At 41.6% G+C, this 23,857-nt stretch carries 22 protein-coding genes, 1 other RNA gene and 2 pseudogenes; 17 read left to right on the top strand and 8 right to left on the bottom strand.

The features are described 5' to 3' along the window. Positions 1-8 precede the first annotated feature (8 nt). The gene (locus CDG76_RS22435) at positions 9-1,070 is read right to left on the bottom strand and encodes an L-histidine N(alpha)-methyltransferase (RefSeq protein WP_190240941.1); all 1,062 of its coding nucleotides are present in this window, start codon (positions 1,068-1,070) and stop codon (positions 9-11) included. 264 nt (positions 1,071-1,334) lie between these two features. Between CDG76_RS22435 and CDG76_RS22440 the strand changes: the two genes are divergently transcribed. From CDG76_RS22440 to CDG76_RS22460, 5 genes are all read left to right on the top strand, one after another. After that, on the top strand, positions 1,335-2,741 hold the full coding sequence (locus CDG76_RS22440; RefSeq protein ID WP_094351150.1) for a WD40 repeat domain-containing protein: 1,407 nt from the start codon (positions 1,335-1,337) through the stop codon (positions 2,739-2,741). An 89-nt stretch (positions 2,742-2,830) separates the two neighbouring features. Continuing rightward, the gene (locus CDG76_RS22445) at positions 2,831-4,609 is read left to right on the top strand and encodes an ABC transporter ATP-binding protein (protein ID WP_094351151.1); all 1,779 of its coding nucleotides are present in this window, start codon (positions 2,831-2,833) and stop codon (positions 4,607-4,609) included. Then, positions 4,606-6,408: an ABC transporter ATP-binding protein gene (locus CDG76_RS22450; protein ID WP_094351152.1), complete on the top strand. Its 1,803-nt coding sequence runs from the start codon at positions 4,606-4,608 to the stop codon at positions 6,406-6,408. The genes CDG76_RS22445 and CDG76_RS22450 overlap by 4 nt, the downstream gene beginning before the upstream one ends. A 41-nt stretch (positions 6,409-6,449) precedes the next feature. Then, on the top strand, positions 6,450-6,704 hold the full coding sequence (locus tag CDG76_RS22455; protein WP_094351153.1) for a TIGR03643 family protein: 255 nt from the start codon (positions 6,450-6,452) through the stop codon (positions 6,702-6,704). Positions 6,705-6,838: 134 nt separating this feature from the next. Continuing rightward, positions 6,839-7,384: a dihydrofolate reductase family protein gene (locus tag CDG76_RS22460; RefSeq protein WP_094351154.1), complete on the top strand. Its 546-nt coding sequence runs from the start codon at positions 6,839-6,841 to the stop codon at positions 7,382-7,384. 41 nt (positions 7,385-7,425) lie between these two features. Here the strand turns inward: CDG76_RS22460 and trxA are convergent, their stop codons facing one another. Both trxA and CDG76_RS22470 read right to left on the bottom strand, forming a co-directional pair. Next, positions 7,426-7,764: a thioredoxin gene (gene trxA, locus CDG76_RS22465; protein WP_094351155.1), complete on the bottom strand. Its 339-nt coding sequence runs from the start codon at positions 7,762-7,764 to the stop codon at positions 7,426-7,428. Positions 7,765-8,003: 239 nt separating this feature from the next. Further along, positions 8,004-8,315 carry a hypothetical protein gene (locus tag CDG76_RS22470; RefSeq protein ID WP_094351156.1) on the bottom strand — a complete coding sequence of 104 codons (312 nt, stop codon included), beginning with the start codon at positions 8,313-8,315 and terminating at the stop codon, positions 8,004-8,006. 477 nt (positions 8,316-8,792) lie between these two features. On the opposite strand from CDG76_RS22470, the gene CDG76_RS22475 reads away from it, so the two are divergent. Then, positions 8,793-9,008, top strand: a complete 216-nt coding sequence (locus tag CDG76_RS22475) for a hypothetical protein (RefSeq protein ID WP_094351157.1) — start codon at positions 8,793-8,795, stop codon at positions 9,006-9,008. Between the two features lie 165 nt (positions 9,009-9,173). Here CDG76_RS22475 and CDG76_RS22480 read toward each other — a convergent pair whose 3' ends face one another. From CDG76_RS22480 to aroB, 3 genes and pseudogenes are all read right to left on the bottom strand, one after another. After that, positions 9,174-9,494 (bottom strand): hypothetical protein, encoded by a 321-nt coding sequence (locus CDG76_RS22480; RefSeq protein WP_094351158.1) that lies wholly within the window; start codon positions 9,492-9,494, stop codon positions 9,174-9,176. Between the two features lie 255 nt (positions 9,495-9,749). Further along, a pseudogene (locus CDG76_RS22485) lies at positions 9,750-10,328 on the bottom strand (Uma2 family endonuclease). 87 nt (positions 10,329-10,415) lie between these two features. After that, positions 10,416-11,507 (bottom strand): 3-dehydroquinate synthase, encoded by a 1,092-nt coding sequence (gene aroB / locus CDG76_RS22490; protein ID WP_094351159.1) that lies wholly within the window; start codon positions 11,505-11,507, stop codon positions 10,416-10,418. Between the two features lie 227 nt (positions 11,508-11,734). On the opposite strand from aroB, the gene petL reads away from it, so the two are divergent. From petL to ssrA, 10 genes are all read left to right on the top strand, one after another. After that, complete coding sequence (petL, locus tag CDG76_RS22495; protein ID WP_084227316.1) at positions 11,735-11,830, top strand: cytochrome b6-f complex subunit PetL; 96 nt, start codon at positions 11,735-11,737, stop codon at positions 11,828-11,830. Positions 11,831-12,099: 269 nt separating this feature from the next. After that, positions 12,100-12,540 (top strand): ATP synthase subunit I, encoded by a 441-nt coding sequence (locus tag CDG76_RS22500; protein WP_094351160.1) that lies wholly within the window; start codon positions 12,100-12,102, stop codon positions 12,538-12,540. Positions 12,541-12,600: 60 nt separating this feature from the next. Beyond that, complete coding sequence (gene atpB / locus CDG76_RS22505) at positions 12,601-13,362, top strand: F0F1 ATP synthase subunit A (RefSeq protein ID WP_181154192.1); 762 nt, start codon at positions 12,601-12,603, stop codon at positions 13,360-13,362. A 149-nt stretch (positions 13,363-13,511) separates the two neighbouring features. Then, positions 13,512-13,757: an ATP synthase F0 subunit C gene (gene atpE, locus CDG76_RS22510; RefSeq protein ID WP_013192016.1), complete on the top strand. Its 246-nt coding sequence runs from the start codon at positions 13,512-13,514 to the stop codon at positions 13,755-13,757. Positions 13,758-13,939: 182 nt separating this feature from the next. Beyond that, positions 13,940-14,371 carry a F0F1 ATP synthase subunit B' gene (locus tag CDG76_RS22515; RefSeq protein ID WP_094351161.1) on the top strand — a complete coding sequence of 144 codons (432 nt, stop codon included), beginning with the start codon at positions 13,940-13,942 and terminating at the stop codon, positions 14,369-14,371. Between the two features lie 189 nt (positions 14,372-14,560). After that, positions 14,561-15,133, top strand: coding sequence for a F0F1 ATP synthase subunit B (locus CDG76_RS22520; RefSeq protein ID WP_094351162.1), 573 nt, complete (start codon positions 14,561-14,563; stop codon positions 15,131-15,133). Continuing rightward, complete coding sequence (atpH, locus tag CDG76_RS22525) at positions 15,130-15,684, top strand: ATP synthase F1 subunit delta (RefSeq protein ID WP_094351163.1); 555 nt, start codon at positions 15,130-15,132, stop codon at positions 15,682-15,684. The genes CDG76_RS22520 and atpH overlap by 4 nt, the downstream gene beginning before the upstream one ends. A gap of 198 nt (positions 15,685-15,882) precedes the next feature. After that, positions 15,883-17,403, top strand: coding sequence for a F0F1 ATP synthase subunit alpha (gene atpA, locus CDG76_RS22530; protein ID WP_094351164.1), 1,521 nt, complete (start codon positions 15,883-15,885; stop codon positions 17,401-17,403). 96 nt (positions 17,404-17,499) lie between these two features. Beyond that, positions 17,500-18,447, top strand: coding sequence for a F0F1 ATP synthase subunit gamma (locus CDG76_RS22535; protein WP_094351165.1), 948 nt, complete (start codon positions 17,500-17,502; stop codon positions 18,445-18,447). 157 nt (positions 18,448-18,604) lie between these two features. Continuing rightward, positions 18,605-18,995, top strand: a transfer-messenger RNA (tmRNA) gene (gene ssrA, locus CDG76_RS22540). A 482-nt stretch (positions 18,996-19,477) separates the two neighbouring features. Here ssrA and CDG76_RS22545 read toward each other — a convergent pair. Continuing rightward, the gene (locus tag CDG76_RS22545; RefSeq protein ID WP_094351166.1) at positions 19,478-19,933 is read right to left on the bottom strand and encodes a helix-turn-helix domain-containing protein; all 456 of its coding nucleotides are present in this window, start codon (positions 19,931-19,933) and stop codon (positions 19,478-19,480) included. 1,112 nt (positions 19,934-21,045) lie between these two features. Here CDG76_RS22545 and CDG76_RS22550 point away from each other — a divergent pair. After that, positions 21,046-22,809: a diflavin flavoprotein gene (locus CDG76_RS22550; protein WP_094351167.1), complete on the top strand. Its 1,764-nt coding sequence runs from the start codon at positions 21,046-21,048 to the stop codon at positions 22,807-22,809. Positions 22,810-22,885: 76 nt separating this feature from the next. Here CDG76_RS22550 and CDG76_RS22555 read toward each other — a convergent pair. Continuing rightward, positions 22,886-23,605: pseudogene (locus CDG76_RS22555) on the bottom strand (FprA family A-type flavoprotein); the annotation flags it as partial. Between the last annotated feature and the right edge of the window lie 252 nt (positions 23,606-23,857).

Here is a 23,857-nt window from a genome sequence, read left to right on the forward strand (position 1 = left end):
TGAAGAACTTAGTTAGTAGCAACCTTACAAATCACCATAATATGTGATTTGTATTTGTTAGTAGTATAGTGAAGAAGTTGTAGTCCAGAACGTTCTAGCTCTTGCAACAGTTTAGGGATTTCATACTTGTGATGCCGCCAAATAGTAATCTCTTCACCTTTAGAGATTTCAATATTTTTATCTATACCCATCCGACTAAAATTTATAGTGTAATCATGACGTAGTTTCAGATTAGCAACAATACTATCTGTTTTTAAATCGTATTTTCTCACTAGTTCACAATCTTCAGATTTAATCCCAATCTTCTTTTTAACCCATCCATATACTTCTTCTACATGATATTTGCAGCCACCTCTAACTATTCCATCCCATGTAGAGTTAGAACCAGTTTCGTTAGTAAATACTAAAAGATCATTTTTTCCCATACTATCTCTAAAGTTTTTCAACACCTCATCTCTATTTTGATGATTTCCAATGGTAACTCCTAAGTGTAAAAATATTTTTGCTGTGTCGTCAATTTCAAGGCTAGCTTGATTTTGGAATAAACTTTTGGGTACACAACTACTTTCTATGTCAATTGTGGAACTGATAAACTCGACTAGTGGAAACCATTTTCTAAAATTGCTTTTGGAGACATGAAGCAATTCTGTACTAATGTCTAAAGCAATATATTTATTAATCTTTCCTAATTTGTTTAGTCCGCGAACAAAGTTTTTAACTGGATAGGAATTACCTGCGCCAACGTCTATAATATTTACTCTATCACCAGTTTTTATATTATCATTCAGGTATTTAAAATTATCTTTTAAAAGGTCAATTTCTACATTTGCTCTTCCATACCATCTAGGAATAGCATATTTCAGATAAAAATCGTTCCAAATTTTTGCACCTCTCCCTTTATAAGAATACTTGAGAGGAATTTCTCGTTTGACTTCTAATGCATGAATTATCCCTAAAACTTCTTCTTCAGAAAAAAGAGAGTAGAACTCAGAACTTGGCTTTGCTGTGCGACTGATAGCAGGTAAAATATCTAAGGGAAGTTGGGAATCGCTATGAAAATTTTGAGCCATTATTCTTGTTCTTTGGTTTTCTTCGGTCTTGAAATTGATTAGCCGCAATGCTTGCTAGAAATGTATTCTCCCATGCTACTGTCCCAAAACTTGGAATTTTCATCACAAATAATTTGCCGCAAGTCATACAGAATTTAATCAAAAACAACATAAACCTTGCTACTCTTCTTTTGGCGGAGATGCTATGCTAACGGGAAAGCTCCGCGAACGTCGTTCCTCTTCGCAATTACATATTAGATTTAATTATGTCTGCCTACTTACATTATGGTAGATAATTCCCAAGAGCCAAAAGAGCATGATGTATCTCTGTGCGGTCATTATAAAATCCCAGCAGACGATGTAGTTTTGGGAGAACTTGAAAGAATTAACCAGTTGATGGTGCATGGAAGGATTGAGCAAAAAATTGATGCTCTTCTGGATGCTTTTGAATATGGCCAAGCTGGCTTAGAAATAATTATTCATTCGTTGCATGACTCTTCAAGAGAAGTGAGGGAAGCTGCCTATTTTCTACTTCAAGAAAGTACAGAGTTGTCAGCAAAAGAGATATTACAAGAATATATACCCTATGAATTTTTTAAATGTCTTCATACATGGAATGGGGAAACTGGAATGTCTTTGTGTTTTTCAATCAGTTCAGATTGGAAAACTCTAGTAAGTGTTGATAATGGAAAATGCAACCTTTGGGATTTAAGAACAGGTCAGCTAATACGCACTTTGGATATCGATTTACCAAATGATGATGTTACTGATTATGTTAATATCGCTTTCATCCCTGATACGCAAACCCTTCTCCTTGCATCTGAAGGTATAGTAAGTGTATGGGACATACAAACAGACGAGATAATTCGCACTTTAAAAGGGAATTACGCTGGCTCTTTCGCTACCAATTTGCTGAATAAAACAACCATCTATCTTTATCGTCGCGATCGTGATGACTACTCTGACTCTGAACACCCTGTTAAAATCTGGAATTTACAGACAGGTCAGCTAGTTAGTACAATATACGGACATAATACAGGTGAAGAGAGTGACCTGATAATCAACCCCTCAGAGCAGTATATCACTATTATGTATTGTCACTTTAAGGATGCACGTGGTTTTTATGACATAGTTCTTAAAATGTGGGATTTACAAACTGGTGAACGAATTGATACATTTAATGTGCCTCTTAGTAAATCGGATAAAACTTTTTTTCCTACCTTAAGCCAAGATGGAAAAACTCTTGTTACTTGCAGTGTGGATGCCAGCATCAAAGTGTGGAATTTACAAACAAAGAAGATAATTCATATTTTCCAAGGTCATCGACTTATTCACGGTTATCAACCTATTTTCCTAAGCCCCCAAGCCAATATTCTTGCAAGTGGAGGGGAGGATAATAGAATTAATACTATCATTTTATGGGATTTAATTAGAGGAGAAAAAATACATACACTTCAAGGCTCCGCACCTGTGACTTTCAGCACAGAGGCTAAAGTTATAGTTAGTGGAGGTGCAGACAATACAATCATTGTGTGGGATTTACAAACGGGTGAAAAACTTTGCATACTGGAAGGTCATTCATCTCGAATTGTAGACATTGCTATCAGCCCAGATGGCCAAACTATTGTCAGTTCCAGTGACGTTAGTAGTTACTTTGCTAACGATGCTACTATCAAAGTCTGGGGAGTGTGATAATACTAACACCCTTGATGGACTAGCCAATTGGTTTTTTACAATCAAAAATAGGAGATAATTTTCCAAAGATAGAGGGGTAAATACCATTGGTTCAACAAGCAGAACTCCAGGAAACTTCGTCGATAAAGTCAACCCAGCGTGTGCTTAAGAGTTTGAGCACTTACCGGTGGACTTCACTGGGAGCATTAGTCAGCCTGTTGCTGTTGACGATCGCCAACGCTGTCACCCCACAATTATTTCGGTGGGGAATCGATGAAGGCATCACGCAAAAAAACCTCCAAATTGTGCTATATAGTGCCGCTTGGATGGTAGTTGCCGCGATCGCTCGTGGTGTATTTAACTTTGGCCAAAGCTATCTAGCAGAAGCGGCATCTCAGGGTGTTGCTTATGACCTGCGAAACAAAATTTTCAGCAAGATTCAAAATCTCAGTTTCAGCTTTCATGACCAGGCGCAGACTTCCCAACTACTAACCCGTGTCACCAGCGACATTGAACAAATTCGTACCTTTGTTGGTACTAGTTTAATTCAGGTCGTCAGTTCAGTTGTGACATTGGTGAGTATTTCGGTGGTTTTGCTGGTGATGAACTGGCAATTAGCACTGATTAGCCTAACAGCAGTGCCCATAACCGCATGGTTAATGGTACGATTTGTCAGCCGAAATAACAAACTTTTTCGGCAAGTACAAGAGCAACTGAGCAACCTCAATGCTATATTGCAAGAGAACTTGCTAGGAATCCGCGTAGTAAAAGCCTTTGTGCGGGAGTCAACCGAAAGGTCGCGTTACACAACTCTGAATGATGGCCTAGTCAAGGCAAACATGAAGACCATTAGCGCCATCCGTGATACCTTCCCCTTGATATTCTTGCTGAGTAATTTAGTCACACTGGCAGTTTTCGCCTACGGGGGAGCGGAGGTAATTGGGGGTAGATTCTCCATTGGCGAACTAGTGGCGTTTAACTCCTACCTAGCGTTGATACTCCAACCGATTTTGTTGATTGGATTTGCAGCACCCGCGATCGCTCAAGCAGCTGCTTCCGCCGAACGAGTCTATGAAGTTGTGGATGCAGAGGTAGAAATTCACGATTGCCCTGGTGCTGTCCCCTTTGACAGCTGCGGTGGTAGAATTACCTTTGAAAATGTTTCCTTTCGCTATCCTGGAGCGACAACCGAAACTCTGAAAGAAGTATCCTTTGAAACCAAGCCTAACGAGCTAATCGCTGTTCTCGGAATGACCGGTTCGGGAAAAAGCACAATTATGAACTTGATTCCCCGCTTTTACGATGTCACCAAGGGAGCAGTTCGCATTGACGGACGAGATATAAAAAGTTTCACACTCAAAAGCCTCAGATCGCATATTGGTATTGTCTTTCAGGAAACCACCCTCTTCTCAGGCACAATCCGCGAAAATATTGCCTACGCCAAACCTGATGCCACCTTAGAGCAAGTGATTGAAGTTGCAAAAACCGCCCAAATGCACGATTTTATTAGCGGTCTAGCCAATGGCTACGAGACGATTGTGGGTGAACGGGGCGTAGGCTTATCTGGTGGACAAAAACAACGAATTGCGATCGCTCGTACCTTACTAACCGATTACAGCATTCTGATTTTGGATGATAGTACCTCGGCTGTAGATGCCAAAACCGCCGCCCAAATTCAAGCCGAACTAGATCATTTAATGCGCCAGAAAGCTTGTACAACCTTTGTAGTAGCTCAACGCATTAGCACCGTCCAGAATGCCGATCGCATTTTTCTCATGGACAAAGGACACTTGGTAGCACAAGGCACTCACGAGGAATTGATGCAAACCAGTCCACTGTACGGTGTGATTTTGGAATCTCAGGTAAAGCCGAAGGAGAAAAAATGAGAGGCACTATTCCCGTTGTTGCATCCGAGGAAAACGTAAGTCAGCAACTTTCTACCCTGCGGCGCTTTTTACAATATGTGCTACTCTATCGCAAAGAAATTCCCATCGCCCTGACATTAGTATTAATTGGTGCCATAACTCAGTCAGTTGGGCCATTCTTTCTCGGCTGGTCGATCGATCATCTGATTGCACAAGGGGATTTACAAGGACTGCTGGTGTTATTAGGGCTACTAGGGCTGAACTATGGACTTGGTGTCTTAGCAATTCGGGGTCAAATTATTCGAGTCGGCTGGATTATGCAGCGATTGCTGGCTCAACTGAGGCAAGATATTTTCATTAAAATCCAAAGTCTGCCACTTAGCTTTTTCGATCGCAGCGAAGCAGGCGATTTAATGAGCCGATTGCTGAATGATGTCAACACCGTGAATCAAGCATTTGGACTGACGATCGCCCAAATGCTGGGTAACACTTTCAGTTTGGTGGGCATTGTAATTGCCATGCTCTCAATCAACCTGCAACTTGGTTTGTTGAGCAACCTAGTTGTGCCACTAATGATTTTTACCACAAGCTTATTTGCACGTTGGGCAAGAGTCAGATTTCGCGTCACCCGACAAACCATTGGGGAACTTTCCGCCAAATTAGAAGAAGATATTGGCAGCGTGCGAGAAGCACAAGCATTTAATCGCGTACAGATGAATATCGCAGAATTCGACGTTCTTAACGCCGCCAATAGAGATGCCAACGTTGAAGCTGTGGCAATTACTTCAGCCTTTTTGCCCTCTATCGATTTTCTCAACACACTAGCAACCGCAGGTGTGCTAGCCTATGGCGGTTATCTGGCGGTAACAGGATCTGCAACGGTGGGTGTAGTGACATCCTTTTTACTTTACGTCCAGCAGTTCTTCCGCCCGATCCAAATTCTCAGCCAGTTTTATACCCAAGCTCAATCTGCTTTCGCCGGATTAGAGCGAATATTTTTATTATTAGATGAACCGTCAGAACTCAAAGATGCACCCGATGCCACAGAAATGCCGCCTATTCAAGGTGAGGTGACATTTGAGAATGTCAAATTTGGCTACAATCCAGATCAACTGGTTCTCAAAGGCGTGAATTTACACGCCTATCCAGGACAGATGGTTGCATTAGTCGGGCCAACCGGTTCGGGAAAAAGTACAATTATTAACTTGATTTTGCGCTTCTATGATGTATCAAGCGGTGCAGTGAAAATTGATAATATTGATGTGCGTAGCGTGACTCAAGCAAGTCTGCGCCGTCAAATTGGCATCGTCCTGCAAGATAATATTTTGTTCACCGGTACCGTTGCCGAAAATATAGCTTTTGGCGCTCCTTACGCCACTCAAGCTGATATCGAAGCGGCTGCACAACTGTCAAATGTGCATGAGTTCATTACCTCACTACCACAGGGTTATACAACTCAATTAGGTGAACGGGGAGCGCCTCTGAGCCAAGGACAGCGACAACTAATCAGTATTGCTCGTGCGGTATTAATTAATCCCCAAATTCTGATTCTTGATGAAGCCACCAGCAGTATTGACACCCGCACAGAAGCATTAGTACAAAGTGCGATCGCTCGTTTGCTCCAAGGTCGTACCAGTTTCGTAATTGCCCACCGTCTCAGTACCGTTACGCAGGCAGATCGGGTTTTAGTAATTCAGCAAGGACAAATTGTAGAACAAGGTACTCACGCCGAACTCGTCAATCAGCGGGGTGTTTATGCCAACCTCTATGCCCTGCAACTGGGTGCAGCAGACACAATGGTTCTTCAAAATGAAAAGTAAAATAAATATATAGCTCGAATTTACCAATTGCCCGCAAAAAAATGAAGCTACCTAACCTCGATTCACAAACCATCGATCGCATCATTGAAATGGCATGGGAAGATAGAACATCTTTTGATGCCATTGAGGCTCAGTTTGGGCTGTTGGAGAAACAGGTAATCGCCCTAATGAGGCGCGAAATGAAGGAATCTAGTTTCAAGATGTGGCGAGAGCGAGTCACCAAACGCAATACAAAGCATTTATCTCAGCGAGAATTTATTGCAGGTCGGTTTAAATCGCATAATCAAAAAACGTAAGTAATTGGGTAAGCGTTCGCTGTTTTGTGATATAAACCAACAAAGGCTAAAATGCTGTCGAAAAAATAAGCCTGCGATCGCTTGCACTCATTGATTGCACTCATTGAGTGAAAACTACCAAATTCACAAGCACAATGACGAAAGTTACACTCTACATTGCAGCTAGTTTGGATGGCTACATTGCTCGCAGCGATGGCGGAATTGAGTGGCTATCAATCCTTGATACAGAAGATGAAGACTACGGTTACACTGATTTTTACGAATCGATTGATGCGATCGTCTTAGGTAGCAAGACGTATGAAGTAGGGCTGGGTTTTGATCGATGGCCTTATCCAGCAAAAAAATCCTTCGTATTCACCCAGCGTCATCTCCAATCCGAGCGTGAGGACGTTGTGTTTGTTTCTGACCCAGTAAAACAAGCGTTAGCTAATATAGAGGCTCAAGGTTTTAAAAATATCTGGCTAGTTGGTGGCGGAAAATTAATCAATTCATTTCTTCAGCACAGCTTGATTGACGAATATATCATTTCAACTATTCCAACTATCTTAGGTGGCGGCATATATCTTTTTCCACCACCTACCCCTGAAGAAAAATTGGAGCTGATTAACTCAAAACAATATCCAAGTGGTTTACTGCAAGCACATTATAGGAGAAAAATAAATACTGAAAATAATTCGTAATTCTTAATGATGCTATCTACGAATTACGAATTACGAATTATCTAAAGAAGCTTCTGAACAGCATTGCTAAAGTCTTCGTAAGGAGAAACTCCCACAATGGTTTCTGCTAAAATACCATCTTTGAAAATTAAAACTGCTGGAATACTGCGAAGACCGTATTTTTTGAAAATGGGCTTATTGCTGTCAACGTCTACTTTAACGACTTTAGCACGACCTTTGTATTCTTCAGCAAGTTGATCCATTAACGGACTGACTAAGCGACAAGGGCCACACCAAGTAGCAGTAAAATCAACAACAACAACTTTCTCTTCACTTCCATTTAAAACAACATCAAATTCGCTTTCTTCAACGTAAGTAACTATGTCAGTATCAGTAGACATTTTTTAATTCCTTAGTGTCAAACTAAAATTTCAGCAAAAAGCTAACTATACAAACTATACTCCTTTCTGAGTGCCAGATTCATTAGTTACCTACATTCATTGGGAAACTCCCGCACCTGATTTTTGCTTACTAGGGTATATTTAATAACTTAATAATCTTTGTACTTAGGGTGCGATCGCATAACGCACCCTACCAACCAACCTAATCCAAAAACCCATACCTTCAAGGCGTAGAAGCGTCAATAGTCATCCTGCTGGCCAAATAATTCTAACAACCCAATTGTGCCGACAAAAAAAGTATAAGTAGCATATTTTATTGGCATCTTTTGTCTTGAAGGTGCATAAAAAGCTGCTATAATGCTCTCAATAAAATGGCTCATCATGGCAAAACGCTCAATCCAAAAAATTGGATTAAGGCTGCTTGGTACATTAATATTAGTTATTACTGCATAAATATTCCACGATTCCAATCCAATTGCACTTGTTATAAGCACTGTAGATATAATTTTTACAAAGGTATAAATCTTTTTCTTGATAAACTTTAAGTCCATACTGTTCACAAAAATAATGTTTAATATATCTACAAGACTTGGAAAATAACAGACAAGTTAATGTGTGTTGTCTCAAAATTTGCCCTAAGTCAACCAATTTTATCTTATGATTTCCATTTTTGTAAAAGCCTATCAAAATATAGATATACTACAGAGGTAAACTGGCACAGCTAGCTATACGCCCTCACGAGTATCTGGCATGGCAACCTCTATATTAGGAACTTACAAAAAATAAATTATCCCAAGTTACTTGTACATTTGTATTAGGGGCGCACAGATGTGCGCCCCTAAGATAAGATGTTTTTTAACTGGAAGTACCTGAAGTCAATATTCCCAAAATTTTGAGAAGACAACAGGCTAAAAACTATGAAAAATCAAGATTAAATCACTAGATATTTAAAAAATGACAAAAGTGTGGAATAATACATAGGTGGAAAATTTAATTGCACTCCATAGATTGATAATAAATGTAAAGCTATGATTGTTCAACATTACAACTCAATTCATGTTGAAAATAACTTACTTAAACAAATCAAAATTAAAGAAAATCAGCTAAAAATTGCACAAGAGTCTGAGATGCTTCATGTAGCAGAAGAATTACAGAGTCAATTATTAAAGCTACAGTCTCAATTATCAGAGCCGCAAGAGCAAGACGTTGAAATTCAAGTGTTGATGAGTTTGCTAGACGAATAAGATTGTAAAATTTTGCAACAAACAAAATTTATTGGAAATACAAAACCTCCGTTACCCAAAAGCAAAGCATAGTGATTGTGATGCCTCGGAATGTAGCTTATGTGCGTGCTACAGCTTAAGAATTAACAGGACAAGCAAAAGCCATAGAAGAGTGATGATTCTTACTTAGATAAAACGTTGGGGTTTTTGCTGAGTATGTGGTTTTTTGCTTTGCGGTACTGAATCAATCTTAAGAATAGGTTTAATTGGGCGCTGTTGCCTTTGATTAAGAATTTGAATTTCTCTCTCAATTGAATCTTTTCCTTGCCTAAAAAATTCTTGAGAATTATATGGAACCAAGTCACGGGATAAATGTTGAGCTTGTCTTGGAGTCAAACTAGGAACTGCTTGTTCAGCATTGACAGAAGTCTGTACAGCCAGTAAAAAAGCTGTTGAAAGCACCAAAGGTTTTATTTTTATACATCCGGTGAATATTAGGTTTAACATAGTTGATACATGTGTTGCGTGAATACAGCTTCCAACCATATTAGTGTTGGTCTGATTATAAACAAAGTATACCTATTCCCTTACTAATTACCTCCTACAAATGGATGAATTAATCAGCTAAACTATTAGTACAGTACAGCCTAAATACAGCTACTATCTAAATTAACCAGATAAGTTGCTCAAGCAACTGGTTAAAGTTAGACAAACCTTCCACCACTTGAAATTTCGATGGATGTTTAAAGCAAGATAATTGTGCTATTCACTAGCTAATGGTATTTTCGCCTTTTGAAACACCTGCTCAACAGTAAATTGCAGTCCTTCAAACAAAGAATCTGTGAGTAGTTCTTCTCCCATATAAGTTTGTGGTGCTGCATCTGGATAAAAAACACTAATGCTTCTAGCTTTACTATCTAATACCCATACCCGCAGCACCTTAGCATCCAAATAGTCTTTGGCTTTAGCCGCCATTTGTCCAAAGGTTTGTCCTGGGGAAATAATCTCAATCACCAAATCAGGAGGAACAGGACAAGCTTCGTTTTCATCCCAGTTGGCGGGTAAACGCTCATAAGAAATGTATAAAATATCTGGAATTGGCATCCAATCTCGTCCCCGACGAGTTAATGCAACAGCCCATTCCGGGCAAACTTATCCTTTCCCCTCACACGATTGCTCAATCAAATTGAGAAGAACGCGGGTAAGTTTCGCGTGAAAAAATTTTGCTTGTATTTTAGGAATTGCTTGACCATTAACTAGCTCATAAGTTATGTCTCCCTCTTCTGGTGGAAGATTTAGTAACTCTTGCAAAGTTAATTGATTTTTTCCTTGGAGTATCATGGCTCATTAATTCGTAATTGAAGGACAGAGCAACTAACTTTTATTCTGACTCCTGAATCCTGACTCTTGAATTCTTTTTCAAATTGTTTACATTCCTCGCAACACTTGGCGAATAATATCCGATGGTACTTCATCGGTAACTGTTACTACACCAATCTCTGTTGGTAAAACAAACCGCACTTTCCCGGCTTTGACTTTCTTATCTAATTGCAACGCCTCAATAATTGCTTCAATATCTATCCCATTTGGTAACTGAGTTGGTAAACCCGCTTTTTGAATTAAAGCATTTTGACGTTCTGTGTCTTCCTTTTGCCACAGCCCTAAATCCACAGCAATTTGACCGGCTGCTACCATACCAATAGCCACCGCTTCACCATGATTTACTAGACGATAACCAGTCAAACTTTCCACTGTATGGCCGATGGTGTGTCCATAGTTGAGAATTGCGCGTAATCCGCCTTCTTTCTCATCTTTGCTAACAACATCAGCTTTTGCTTGACAAGAGCGCGCTAATATGCTTGTTATTAAGTCAGGTTTTACATAGCGGAGTTGGTCGAGGCGTTTACTTGCTTCCAACTGAGTAAACAATTCGGCATCCCAAATCACACCGTACTTAATAACTTCTGCCATTCCTGCCCGAAACTCTCGCATAGGTAGAGTTTTTAACATATCTGGGTCAATCAAAACCAAACGCGGTTGATGGAATGCCCCAATTAAGTTTTTACCGTGGGGATGATTCACGCCAGTTTTGCCACCAATTGCTGAATCTACCATCGCCAACAAAGAGGTAGGCACTTGGACAACATTAATACCGCGCAGCCAAGTTGCGGCCGCAAAGCCAGTCATATCGCCAATTACACCTCCGCCCAAAGCCACCATCGTAGAAGAACGTTCTAGGCGGTTTTCCAAGGCTACATCGTAGAGTTTTTGGATGGAATTGAGGGTTTTGTAGCGTTCACCAGGTGGTAGAGTGCAGCTAGCGACTTCAAATCCAGCAGATGTTAAGGATGTAATTGCTCTTTCGCCAAAATGCTTAAAAATCGTCGGATTAGAAACCAGCAAAACCTTCTTGCCCAAATTAAGACTGGCTATCTGTTGACCCAGTTGGTCTAAACTCGAAGGTGCGATCGCAATCTCATAAGACTGCTCTGGTAAATTTACATTAATTACAGAAGTCATTGCCCAACCCCAAACAAGCGCCCGTGGGCTGTATTGTATCGCAATCTAGGAAATGGGCATAGGGCATTGGGGATTGGGGATTGGTAAGAAGCAGGCAAGCAGCAAAGAAGTTGTAGTAACTATTTCTCCTCTACCCTTATGTACCATGCCCAATGCCCAATGCCCCATGCCCAATACCCAACAACTAATGATTCAATAGATTTAGGAAGTATTCTGGAGAGCAATAAATGTTTGCAATTGTATCTTATGTCGTCTTCTTGGGTTTATTCTTTGGCTTATCTGTAGGTTTGCTGTTCGGTCTGCGAACTGCCAAGATAATTTAATCGAGAGGTAGATTCAACCCAAGACTCTTGTCGGGTGGGCATCTTGCCTGCCCTCAGTTTACAAATAGGCTATAAAACCTTTACTTTTTCACCAAGTCCGGCAACGTGGACTTGGTAAAATTGCTGTAGGCTTTAGTCTGTCGATACTTACTGCCTGATGTTGACAAGAAGTTAATTGTTTTTTCCTAAAGTATTGTTACCGCATCGTGATATGATTCAGCTGACTGAATGTGCAGTCATCATATTTAACTGTACTGGTTTCAAGTCCCGTGAGCTTGTCAGACGAATCAATTGCGCCCACTCCGACAACGCAACAAGATGCTAAAACTGGTTCTGGAGACACAGAATCAGGTAACTCCATGCAAGAGTTCCATGAACTCTTCCAGCGATTGTTGGTAATCACGCTTGTCTTGACGGGGGTTATTTTTATCTCTGTGTGGATTTTTTATTCCTTAAACATTGCCCTAAATTATTTAATTGGGGCGTGTACAGGTGTGGTTTACTTAAAAATGTTGGCTAGAGACGTTGAGCAGCTTGGTAGTGAGAAAACCAGTCTGAGCAAAACTCGTTTTGCTGTATTTTTGGGAGTGATGATCGTGGCAACTCAATGGCGTGAGCTACAGATTCTCCCCATTTTTTTGGGATTTCTAACTTACAAAGCCACGCTCCTCGTCTATATGGTGCAAATTGCGTTCATTCCTGATTCTTAAAAAGTCAGGCTCACAAAGATAGTAATCCCATCCTCGCTCGTTGGGGAAAATGCTTGAAGAATGCAAATGCTTAGTGTCTTAAACGCCTTTAATTCTTTTCCCCTCGCCGAATTAGAAGTAGGACATCATTTCTACTGGCAGTTGGGCAATCTTAAAATTCATGGGCAAGTTTTTCTCACCTCATGGTTTGTGATTAGTATTCTAGTAGTGGCTTCAATAGCTGCGACTCGCAACGCACAAAGAATTCCCCAGGGCATCCAAAATTTGATGGAATATGCCCTAGAATTTATTCGTGATTTGGCCAAAAACCAACTTGGTGAGAAAGAGTACCGCCCTTGGGTGCCATTTATTGGCACATTGTTCTTGTTTATTTTCGTATCGAACTGGTCAGGTGCGCTAATTCCCTGGAAGCTCATCAAGCTACCTTCGGGCGAATTGGCAGCTCCCACCAATGACATCAATACGACTGTTGCATTGGCATTGCTAACCTCCTTGGCGTACTTTTACGCAGGTTTTAGCAAACGGGGTTTAGGCTACTTTAAGAAATATATAGAGCCAACACCTATTTTGTTGCCGATCGCAATTCTAGAAGATTTCACCAAACCCCTCTCCCTAAGCTTCCGGCTATTTGGTAATATTTTGGCGGATGAATTGGTAGTAGCGGTGCTGGTGCTGCTAGTTCCTCTATTTGTACCTCTGCCTGTAATGGCCTTGGGCTTATTTACCAGTGCCATTCAAGCCCTGGTTTTCGCCACCCTCGCCGGAGCATACATTCATGAGGCAATGGAGGGGCATGGCGGAGATGAACATGAGGAGCATTAAACTTCTCAGTTGATAGCACAGTTCCCAGAGCATGTTCGCTCAAAACATCGCAAAGCGCGATTTAAAGAACCCGGTGCAGCGTGAAAACCACGTTTCTAGTCGTTAACGTAATGTCTGTTAGTTTTGTAATCAAAGCAAGGAAAATCAACATGGATCCATTAGTTCAGGCTGCTTCAGTTCTCGCTGCTGCTTTAGCGATTGGTTTAGCTGCAATTGGCCCTGGTATCGGTCAAGGAAATGCTGCTGGACAAGCAGTAGAAGGTATTGCTCGTCAACCTGAAGCAGAAGGAAAAATTCGCGGTACTCTGCTATTAACCTTGGCTTTCATGGAATCCTTGACTATCTATGGTCTAGTGATTGCCCTGGTATTGCTGTTTGCTAACCCCTTCGCCTAATACCTGAAAGTTTTTCTGAGTGTGGAGACGTGAACCATCACGCCTCTACAATCGGAACTTTTTGGATATCTTAATAGTTCTAATATTCCGTTGACCCTTATTGGCTATGGGTCTCTAAAATATGAAAGGTTGGATGATGTTGCTAGCCACGAAAACTGCTACTCCAGCCAAAGAGGAGACAAATGTTTGATTTCGATGCTACCTTGCCCTTCATGGCATTGCAATTCCTGCTATTAGCAGCTTTGTTGAATGCAATTTTCTATAAACCACTGACCAAGGTACTAGACGATCGGGATAATTATATCCGAACGAATACCCTGGAAGCGCGGGAGAGCTTGGCTAAAGCCGAGCGCTTGGCTACCGAGTATGAACAGCAACTCGCAGACGCTCGCAGACAATCGCAAGCAACTGTAGAAGCAGCTCAACTCGAAGCTAAGAAAATTACTGCTGAGAAAATCGCTGAGGCCCAAAAGGAAGCTCAGACTCAACGTGAACAAGCTGCTGTTGAAATAGAACAACAAAAGCAGGAAGCTTTTCGCACCTTAGAGCAACAAGTTGATGCTTTAAGCAGGCAGATTCTAGAAAAACTATTGGGGCCAACTCCAGTTAGATAAGCTAACTAGACTGGTTCTGTGAAAGCATACGCGCAACTGGCCACTAGTCCAGAGCGCAAAATTTAAGTGTCAAAAAAAGGCACTTTTTCCCCTTCTGGGGAAAGATACTTAATTTCCTTACGGGGAAAAGATACTTAAATTTCCTTCAGGGAAAATACAACGTATTAGCAGCGAGCAGCGCACTTGTAAATGGGTATCATGGGGACATTCTTATTACTTGCCGCAGAAGCGAACGCTGTTCACTCTGAATTGGCAGAAGGCGCAGCAGAAGGTGGTTTCGGTCTAAACCTAGACATTTTTGAAACCAATCTGATTAATCTAGCGATTCTGATTGGCATACTATTCTACTTCGGACGTAAGGTTTTAAGCAATATCCTGAACGAGCGACAATCCAATATTGCCACTGCAATTCAGGAAGCAGAAGGGCGCTTAAAAGAGGCAAAGGCTGCCCTTTCAAAAGCGCAAGAGCAATTGAAGCAATCTCAGGCAGAGGCAGAACGCATCCGCCAATCTGCAACAGAAAACGCTCAAAAAGCGAAAGAAGCCTTGTTAGCGAAGGCAGTGCAAGACGTAGAACGCTTGAAACAAACAGCAGCAGCAGATTTAAACAGTGAAACCGATCGAGCGATCGCTCAACTGCGGCAACGGGTTGCTACACTAGCATTGCAAAAAGTCGAATCGCAACTCAAAAGCGGGATTGCCGACGATGCTCAACAAGGTTTAATTGACCGCAGCATCGCACAACTGGGAGGCAATGTATGACAAGTCAAGTAGCTTCAGCCGAAGTAGCCCAACCTTATGCACAGGCACTTTTGTCAATAGCGCAATCGAAAAACTTGACCGAAGAGTTCGGGGAAGATGCGCGTACTTTCCTGGGACTGCTCAGGGTAGATAAACAGCTACACAACTTCTTCAGCAACCCGTTTATTCAGTCTGAGAACAAAAAAGCTCTCATCAAACAAATACTCGGTGAAGGCGCTAATCCCTACTTACGCAATTTTTTGCTGATACTGGTAGATAAGCGGCGTATTGCATTCTTAGAAGATATTTTTCAACAATATCTGGCGCTGTTGCGGCAGCTGAATCAAACCGTATTAGCGGAAGTAATTTCAGCCGTTCCCCTCACAGAAGCTCAACAGCAGGCAATCATCCAAAAGGTCATCGCCATCTCAAATGCTCGCCAGGTAGAACTAGAAACCAGGGTAGACAGCGAGTTAATTGGTGGTGTGATCATTAAAGTAGGCTCGCAGGTAATTGACGCTAGTATCCGGGGTCAGTTGCGCCGCCTTTCATTGCGCTTAACTAATAGTTAGGAGTTAAGAGTAGAGACGCGATTAATCGCGTCTGTACAATAGAGACGCGATTAATCGCGTCTGTTAGGAGTTAAGTAAATAGTAATTTATTTTAACTTTTAACCTTTGCTTTTTTAACTCAGCACGGGACAAACGCCCCGCTATCCATGTACAGCACTTAGCACTGAATTCAGTCTCGAAAGCAAAAAAGATAGACACATGAGCATATCAATTAGACCTGACGAAATTAGTAGCATTATCCAACAACAAATCGAGCAATACGATCAAGAGGTCAAAGTTGCTAACGTTGGTACTGTTCTCCAAGTTGGTGATGGTATTGCCCGGATTTATGGTCTGGAAAAGGCTATGTCTGGGGAACTATTGGAATTTGAAGATGGCACAATTGGCATCGCCCAGAACTTAGAAGAAGACAACGTGGGCGCGGTGCTGATGGGTGAAGGGCTGGAAATTCAAGAAGGTAGTTCTGTAACCGCTACTGGTAAAATTGCCCAAGTACCCGTAGGAGAAGCCTTAATTGGACGAGTTGTAAACGCTTTGGGTCTTCCCATCGATGGTAAGGGAGACATCAAGTCCTCAGAAAGCCGTTTGATTGAATCTCCAGCACCAGGTATCATTGCCCGTCGGTCTGTACACGAACCCATGCAAACGGGTATTACAGCTATTGACTCAATGATTCCCATTGGTCGTGGTCAACGGGAATTGATTATTGGCGATCGCCAAACCGGTAAAACTGCGATCGCGATCGACACCATCATCAACCAAAAAGAAGAAGATGTAATTTGTGTCTACGTTGCGATCGGTCAAAAGGCTTCCACAGTTGCTAACGTGGTGCAAACATTGCAAGAAAAAGGCGCGATGGATTACACCGTCGTCGTCTTTGCTAGCGCCAGTGAACCAGCAACCCTACAATACCTAGCTCCTTACACAGGCGCAACTATTGCTGAGTACTTTATGTACAAAGGCAAAGCTACCCTGGTAATTTATGATGACCTTTCCAAGCAAGCCCAAGCTTATCGTCAAATGTCCCTACTGCTGCGTCGTCCACCAGGACGCGAAGCTTACCCTGGAGACGTATTCTACATCCACTCCCGCTTGTTAGAAAGAGCCGCAAAGCTGAGTGACGAATTAGGTAAAGGCAGTATGACCGCCCTACCAATTATCGAAACCCAAGCTGGCGACGTTTCAGCATACATCCCCACCAACGTAATTTCCATTACTGATGGTCAGATATTCCTGTCTTCTGACTTGTTTAACGCTGGTATCCGCCCCGCTGTAAACCCCGGTATTTCAGTATCCCGCGTAGGTTCTGCCGCTCAAACCAAGGCAATGAAAAAAGTTGCCGGTAAGATTAAATTGGAACTAGCCCAATTTGACGACCTGCAAGCTTTCGCTCAATTTGCTTCTGACCTAGATAAAGCCACTCAAGACCAGTTGGCACGGGGTCAACGGTTGCGCGAACTCCTCAAGCAGCCACAAAATTCGCCACTCTCGGTATACGAGCAAGTAGCAATTTTATACGCTGGTATTAATGGTTACTTAGATGATGTACCTGTAAATCAAGTAACCACCTTCACCGCGGGTCTACGTGAGTATTTAAAGACTGGCAAGACCCAGTATGCTCAAGGAGTACAAGCATCTAAAGCACTAGGTGACGCAGAAGAAGCTGCTTTGAAGGAAGCGCTTACCGAATACAAGAAGACCTTCAAAGCTACAGCGTAATTAAAGTGAGGAGTGAAGAGTTAAGAGTTAAAAGTTAATGAAATACTCCTAGCTCTTAACTCCTAACTCCTAACTCCTAACTCCTAACTCAAGAATATGGCCAATCTAAAAGCAATACGCGATCGCATTCAGTCGGTCAAAAACACCAAAAAAATCACAGAAGCCATGCGTCTCGTAGCTGCGGCTAGAGTGCGCCGGGCACAAGAACAAGTGCTAGCAACTCGCCCCTTTGCCGATCGCTTGGCACAAGTATTGTATGGTTTGCAAAGCCGTCTGCGCTTTGAAGAAGCAAACCTACCACTACTGAAAAAACGCCAAGTTAAGTCAGTTGGGTTGTTGGTTATTTCAGGCGATCGCGGTCTATGCGGCGGCTACAATAATAACGTTATCCGTCGTGCAGAAAACCGCGCCAAAGAAATTAAGGCAGAAGGTTTAAACTATCAATTTGTGATCGTTGGGCGCAAAGCTACACAGTACTTTCAACGCCGCGATCAGCCAATTGATGCTACTTACAGCGGCTTAGAACAAATCCCCACCGCAGCGGAAGCTAATCAGATTGCCGATCAACTACTTTCCTTGTTCCTTTCGGAAGAAGTTGACCGCATCGAATTAATCTATACCAGATTCCTTTCCTTAGTTAGCTCCCGTCCTGTGATCCAAACCCTACTGCCCCTCGATCCCCAAGGTCTAGAAGCAGCCGATGATGAAGTCTTCCGCTTGACAACCCGCGGCGGTAAATTTGAAGTCGAACGGGAGAAAGTAACTAGCCAAGCCCGCACATTGGCTCCTGACATGATCTTCGAGCAAGATCCAGTGCAGATTCTCGATTCTCTATTGCCCCTGTATCTGAGTAACCAGCTATTGCGGGCGCTGCAAGAATCGGCGGCTAGTGAACTAGCAGCGCGGATGACAGCCATGAGTAATGCCAGTGAAAATGCTGGTGAACTAATTAACACCCTCACCTTGTCTTACAACAAAGCTCGACAAGCTGCAATTACTCAAGAACTCCTTGAGGTTGTGGGCGGTGCTGAAGCACTAACTTAGGGTATAGCTAATTATTTATTTGTAGTGCGTTGTAATATATAGCCAATTGCTAATTATTTTAAGATTAGCAATTGGCTATTTTAGTATTGGGGACTTTTAATTATGTCTATTAACACATTTCAAGAATTGCGTATTATAATTGAAGTATGAAGCGCATGGGTCCGTCACGGTTTCGACAGGTTGGCGAACGCTGCTCTGTGATTCAGGTCGAGAGTGAGTCTCCTCTCGCAAATCCAAGGCTCAAACAAAAAGTAAATGCGAATAACATCGTTAGCTTTGCTCGTAAGGATGCTCTAGTAGCAGCCTAAAACACCTCTTATAGGTTCGAGCGTCTTTAGTTTGACTCCGTTAAGGACTGAAGACCAACCCCCAACGGATGCTCTAGCAAGCGTTCTCTGGTTGGCTTGCTAGCTAAGATCAAATCAGAGCATCCTACGTTCGGGATAATGAACGATTCCCGCCTTGAGGATTAGAAAGGCTAAACCTGTGAATGAGCGGGGGGTTAATACCCAATTTGGACAGCAGTTCGACTCTGCTCGGATCCACTAAAGATAGTAACAAGTCCACTTGACACTATGATGTGTAAGTGGACTTTGTTTTATGGGAAACTCCCATCAGAATTTTCTATAATGCACAGCTAACTTGAGTTCAACGGCTAATATAGCAATACCCTTCAGTTAAGCCCAAGTAATATAAAGAAGCGCAACAAGCACTATCTCTGCAACAAGCAAAAACCCGTCAACAAGATATTGATTAAGCCTGTATAGAAGTAAAACAACAACACGCACTATCTCTGCAAAAAGCAGGAACTTGTCAAGAAGGTAATCGTGATTGTCACCCACGATTTAGCGATCGCATCTCAAATCTCAAACGAAACGAGTGATTAGAGTCCAAGATGGTTTAATTAGGGATTTCCAAGAAATAAAGTATCCAAGAAAACGAACCACAGAGGCGCAGAGGACACGGAGAGATGAAGAAGAGAGAGGATTGTTGTATGAGATTTTTAGATATTTTTTAATTTGGAAGTCCCTTAGCTAATTGTGCTGTTTCTGGGTTTGTGTGCGCTTCCAAACCTCCTTCCCCTTTTTTTCAGTACCCGTCGTAGTCGATCTGCACTCAAGTTTACTTGACGCTCAGATGCGAGTTTTTTTGCTAATTGTTTAGAGTTATAAGTCTCTGACTCTTGAGCTAAACAATTTTCGAGATAAACCAAATCCGATTCCGAGTATCGGGGTTTTCCTCCTCGACCAGGAGCATCCCATAAACCTGCTAAACCCATTTTTTCCCAGCGATGAAGGGTTTGACGCACTGTTGAAATCGCCCAGTTCAAGCCTTTTGCAATTTGCTCATTTTTTAAGCCACGAGTATTCAGCAGTAAAACTTGAGCACGATCCTTAGTACGTTGAGGAACATCTTTGGCTTTTCTCAACTCTTCTAAAGTTAGCTTTTCCTCTTCTGTGAGAAACACTTTTAATCGGCATCCCATAAAAAATAACCTTTTACAAAATCAATTTTTGTCATTTTTGTATCTATTTACGTCTGTATACTGAATTACTTAGGTATTTCACCATACATTCGAGAAAACTGAACTACAAGTATTAAGGATGTCAGCGTCTATAAGGCTGCAATACGATCAGTATTGGCTTGAGAACACTATCAAAGTTTGTAATTTTTCATCAACAATGGATTTTTATAAAAAGTTCGGCACATCAAGATTACACATTAAGCTATATAGGCAAACTTATCTGATAGCCTGAAGCTTTAGCTTATAGCTATGACAAGAAAAATTTGTTGGCGTTATCTTGATTAATGTTTAAAGTCGATAATAAAGGACTGTATCATTAAATTCCTGAGATTATTCCTATGCTTACGTAGGTTTATCGAAACTTTAAAAATCCTTTTTACCCTAGTTTCCATTTGGATGAGCGGAAAAAGATATACAAGCCTAGTTCCTTTTTATTCAACTAGTCTCTGGAAATTTGACTTGATTATCTCCAAAAAAATATCTGTTTTACCAACTTTACATAAAGTTTATATTCCATGTACCATATTTTTGATTAAGACAACAACAGATTGAATATCTATTGAATAAACTAATGTTAACAGCCTATTCGATGCTTTTTGGAAGTCTAATAAGGTTTGTCCTACCTTTCCCACTTTTCCTACCTTTCCTACCTTTCCTACTTTTCCCACCTTTCCTACTTTTTCTAATTAAGGGAGTATCTGACAAAAGTATATTTTTCAAGTAGAAAAATATATTCTCTGACAATCTTAAGCATTACAAGTAATTTAGAGTTGGTAGATAGACCAGCAATCTAATATTGTTTAAATTATGCTGTTCTCGTTAAAAAATATAATTGCTATGATATTTTTGAATTAAGATAAAACCAGATAAATAGCAAAAATCAGGACTCAGTAAAACTTAGGAATAAATTAATATTTAGTATATTTTTTGAGTCACATTTTTTGCTAAAAAACAGCAATATTTGATACAAGTTAAATTTTTCAAAAACTGATATTCATTACAACTTCAAATAAAAATAATAGAGAGAATGGGGGCAGAAGAAAAACCTGTTAATTTGCGCTCGGAGACGAATAATGGTATCGATGTCTACGACCGGCAAGGCCCACGAAGAGAACGTTCAACATCGGCTAACTATACAAACTGTAGAAATTGCCCCTAACACAACGGCGATTCGCTCTCTTGACTGGGATCGCGATCGCTTTGATATCGAATTCGGACTGCAAAACGGTACAACCTACAATTCATATCTAATTAGGGGCGAACAAACAGTTTTGATTGATACTTCTCACCAGAAGTTTCGCGATCTGTATTTAGAGACTCTCAAAGGTCTTGTTAACCCCAAAACAATTGATTACATAATTGTCAGCCACACAGAGCCAGACCATAGCGGCTTAGTAGAAGATGTCCTCCAGTTAGCTCCTAGAGCTACCGTCTTAGCCTCAAAAGTTGCACTTCAGTTTTTGGAAGGTTTGGTTCACGATCCTTTTTCCAAGCGGGTTGTGAAAACTGGCGATCGCATCGATATCGGCAAAGGGCACGAAATGGAATTCGTGAGTGCGCCGAACCTACACTGGCCGGATACAATCTTTAGCTTTGACCGCAAAACCCAAATTCTCTACACCTGTGATGCTTTTGGGATGCACTTCTGTGACGATCGCACCTTTGACGAAGATTTAGAAGCGATTGAAGCTGACTTTAGATTTTACTACGACTGCTTGATGGGCCCTAACGCTCGTTCGTTGCTGAATGCGATGAAGCGGATGGGCGATCTCGGAAAGATTAATATTATCGCCAATGGTCACGGCCCATTATTATACCATCATTTAGATGTTCTGACCGGATGCTACGAAAATTGGAGCCAAAAACAAGCTAAAGCAGAAACAACAGTTGGCTTGTTTTTCGTCTCAGAATATGGGTATGGCGAACGCCTTGGTCACGCAATTGCTGAAGGTATCCTGAAAACTGGCGTTGGCGTAGAAGTACTAGATTTGAGTACTGCTGGGAGCCAAGAAATTCAAGAACTAGCCGGGAGAGCAGCTGGAATCATTATCGGTATGCCCTCGACTACCGCCGCCGCCGCCCAAGCTAGTATCAGTTCGGTGCTAGCTGTTGCCAAAAACAAGCAATTTCTTGGGCTGTTTGAATGTTACGGTGGGGATGATGAACCCATTGATACACTCCGCAGACAATTTCTTGACTCTGGCATCAAAGAAGCTTTCCCACCCATTCGGATTAAAGAGGCTCCCACAGCTTCAACATTCCAGTTGTGTGAAGAAGCGGGTAAAGACATCGGACAATTGCTAGTGCGCGATCGCAACATCAAGCAAATTAAGTCCCTTGATGTCAACATGGAAAAAGCGCTGGGTCGCATTAGCAGCGGACTATATATAGTCACCACCAAAAAAGATAACGTCTCAAGTGCAATGCTGGCATCCTGGGTAACGCAAGCGAGTTTGCAACCATTAGGATTCACAATTGCCGTTGCGAAAGACCGCGCCATTGATTCCTTAATGCAAGTAGGCGATCGCTTCGTCCTCAACGTTTTGGAAGAAGGCAATTTTCAAGAACTCAAGAAACACTTCCTCAAACGCCTGCATCCCGGTGCTGACCGCTTTGCAGGAGTGAAAACTCAAACCGCAAAAAACGGTTCGCCGATTCTGGCAGATGCTTTGGCATACATGGAATGTGAAATCCAGACCAGCATGGAATGCAGCGACCACTGGATTTTATACTGCACTGTCCAAGAAGGTCGTGTCTCCAAAAACGATGGATTGACAGCCGTTCGCCATACCCATATTCTGAGACGAAAAACAAGCCAACTGTTGTTTCTGCTTTAGCTTGTTTTTGGCTCCAATTTTCGTAGCATCCGGTCAGAACATCTAAATGATGGTATAATAATGGGCCGTGACCATTGGCGATAATATTAATCTTTCCGAGATCGCCCATCCGCTTCATCGCATTCAGCAACGAACGAGCGTTAGGGCCCATCAAGCAGTCGTAGTAAAATCTAAAGTCAGCTTCAATCGCTTCTAAATCTTCGTCAAAGGTGCGATCGTCACAGAAGTGCATCCCAAAAGCATCACAGGTGTAGAGAATTTGGGTTTTGCGGTCAAAGCTAAAGATTGTATCCGGCCAGTGTAGGTTCGGCGCACTCACGAATTCCATTTCGTGCCCTTTGCCGATATCGATGCGATCGCCAGTTTTCACAACCCGCTTGGAAAAAGGATCGTGAACCAAACCTTCCAAAAACTGAAGTGCAACTTTTGAGGCTAAGACGGTAGCTCTAGGAGCTAACTGGAGGACATCTTCTACTAAGCCGCTATGGTCTGGCTCTGTGTGGCTGACAATTATGTAATCAATTGTTTTGGGGTTAACAAGACCTTTGAGAGTCTCTAAATACAGATCGCGAAACTTCTGGTGAGAAGTATCAATCAAAACTGTTTGTTCGCCCCTAATTAGATATGAATTGTAGGTTGTACCGTTTTGCAGTCCGAATTCGATATCAAAGCGATCGCGATCCCAGTCAAGAGAGCGAATCGCCGTTGTGTTAGGGGCAATTTCTACAGTTTGTATAGTTAGCCGATGTTGAACGTTCTCTTCGTGGGCCTTGCCGGTCGTAGACATCGATACCATTATTCGTCTCCGAGCGCAAATTAACAGGTTTTTCTTCTGCCCCCATTCTCTCTATTATTTTTATTTGAAGTTGTAATGAATATCAGTTTTTGAAAAATTTAACTTGTATCAAATATTGCTGTTTTTTAGCAAAAAATGTGACTCAAAAAATATACTAAATATTAATTTATTCCTAAGTTTTACTGAGTCCTGATTTTTGCTATTTATCTGGTTTTATCTTAATTCAAAAATATCATAGCAATTATATTTTTT

This window comes from Nostoc sp. 'Peltigera membranacea cyanobiont' 210A (assembly GCF_002246015.1).
GTDB lineage: Bacteria > Cyanobacteriota > Cyanobacteriia > Cyanobacteriales > Nostocaceae > Nostoc.

Coding starts and splice junctions, on each gene's coding strand:
- CDG76_RS22435 (WP_190240941.1), bottom strand. CDS start 1,070: ATGGCTCAAAATTTTCATAGCGATTCCCAACTTCCCTTAGATATTTTA.
- CDG76_RS22440 (WP_094351150.1), top strand. CDS start 1,335: ATGGTAGATAATTCCCAAGAGCCAAAAGAGCATGATGTATCTCTGTGC.
- CDG76_RS22450 (WP_094351152.1), top strand. CDS start 4,606: ATGAGAGGCACTATTCCCGTTGTTGCATCCGAGGAAAACGTAAGTCAG.
- CDG76_RS22455 (WP_094351153.1), top strand. CDS start 6,450: ATGAAGCTACCTAACCTCGATTCACAAACCATCGATCGCATCATTGAA.
- CDG76_RS22460 (WP_094351154.1), top strand. CDS start 6,839: ATGACGAAAGTTACACTCTACATTGCAGCTAGTTTGGATGGCTACATT.
- trxA (WP_094351155.1), bottom strand. CDS start 7,764: ATGTCTACTGATACTGACATAGTTACTTACGTTGAAGAAAGCGAATTT.
- CDG76_RS22470 (WP_094351156.1), bottom strand. CDS start 8,315: ATGGACTTAAAGTTTATCAAGAAAAAGATTTATACCTTTGTAAAAATT.
- CDG76_RS22475 (WP_094351157.1), top strand. CDS start 8,793: ATGATTGTTCAACATTACAACTCAATTCATGTTGAAAATAACTTACTT.
- CDG76_RS22480 (WP_094351158.1), bottom strand. CDS start 9,494: ATGTTAAACCTAATATTCACCGGATGTATAAAAATAAAACCTTTGGTG.
- aroB (WP_094351159.1), bottom strand. CDS start 11,507: ATGACTTCTGTAATTAATGTAAATTTACCAGAGCAGTCTTATGAGATT.
- petL (WP_084227316.1), top strand. CDS start 11,735: ATGTTTGCAATTGTATCTTATGTCGTCTTCTTGGGTTTATTCTTTGGC.
- atpB (WP_181154192.1), top strand. CDS start 12,601: ATGCAAATGCTTAGTGTCTTAAACGCCTTTAATTCTTTTCCCCTCGCC.
- atpE (WP_013192016.1), top strand. CDS start 13,512: ATGGATCCATTAGTTCAGGCTGCTTCAGTTCTCGCTGCTGCTTTAGCG.
- CDG76_RS22515 (WP_094351161.1), top strand. CDS start 13,940: ATGTTTGATTTCGATGCTACCTTGCCCTTCATGGCATTGCAATTCCTG.
- CDG76_RS22520 (WP_094351162.1), top strand. CDS start 14,561: ATGGGTATCATGGGGACATTCTTATTACTTGCCGCAGAAGCGAACGCT.
- atpH (WP_094351163.1), top strand. CDS start 15,130: ATGACAAGTCAAGTAGCTTCAGCCGAAGTAGCCCAACCTTATGCACAG.
- atpA (WP_094351164.1), top strand. CDS start 15,883: ATGAGCATATCAATTAGACCTGACGAAATTAGTAGCATTATCCAACAA.
- CDG76_RS22535 (WP_094351165.1), top strand. CDS start 17,500: ATGGCCAATCTAAAAGCAATACGCGATCGCATTCAGTCGGTCAAAAAC.
- CDG76_RS22545 (WP_094351166.1), bottom strand. CDS start 19,933: ATGGGATGCCGATTAAAAGTGTTTCTCACAGAAGAGGAAAAGCTAACT.
- CDG76_RS22550 (WP_094351167.1), top strand. CDS start 21,046: ATGGTATCGATGTCTACGACCGGCAAGGCCCACGAAGAGAACGTTCAA.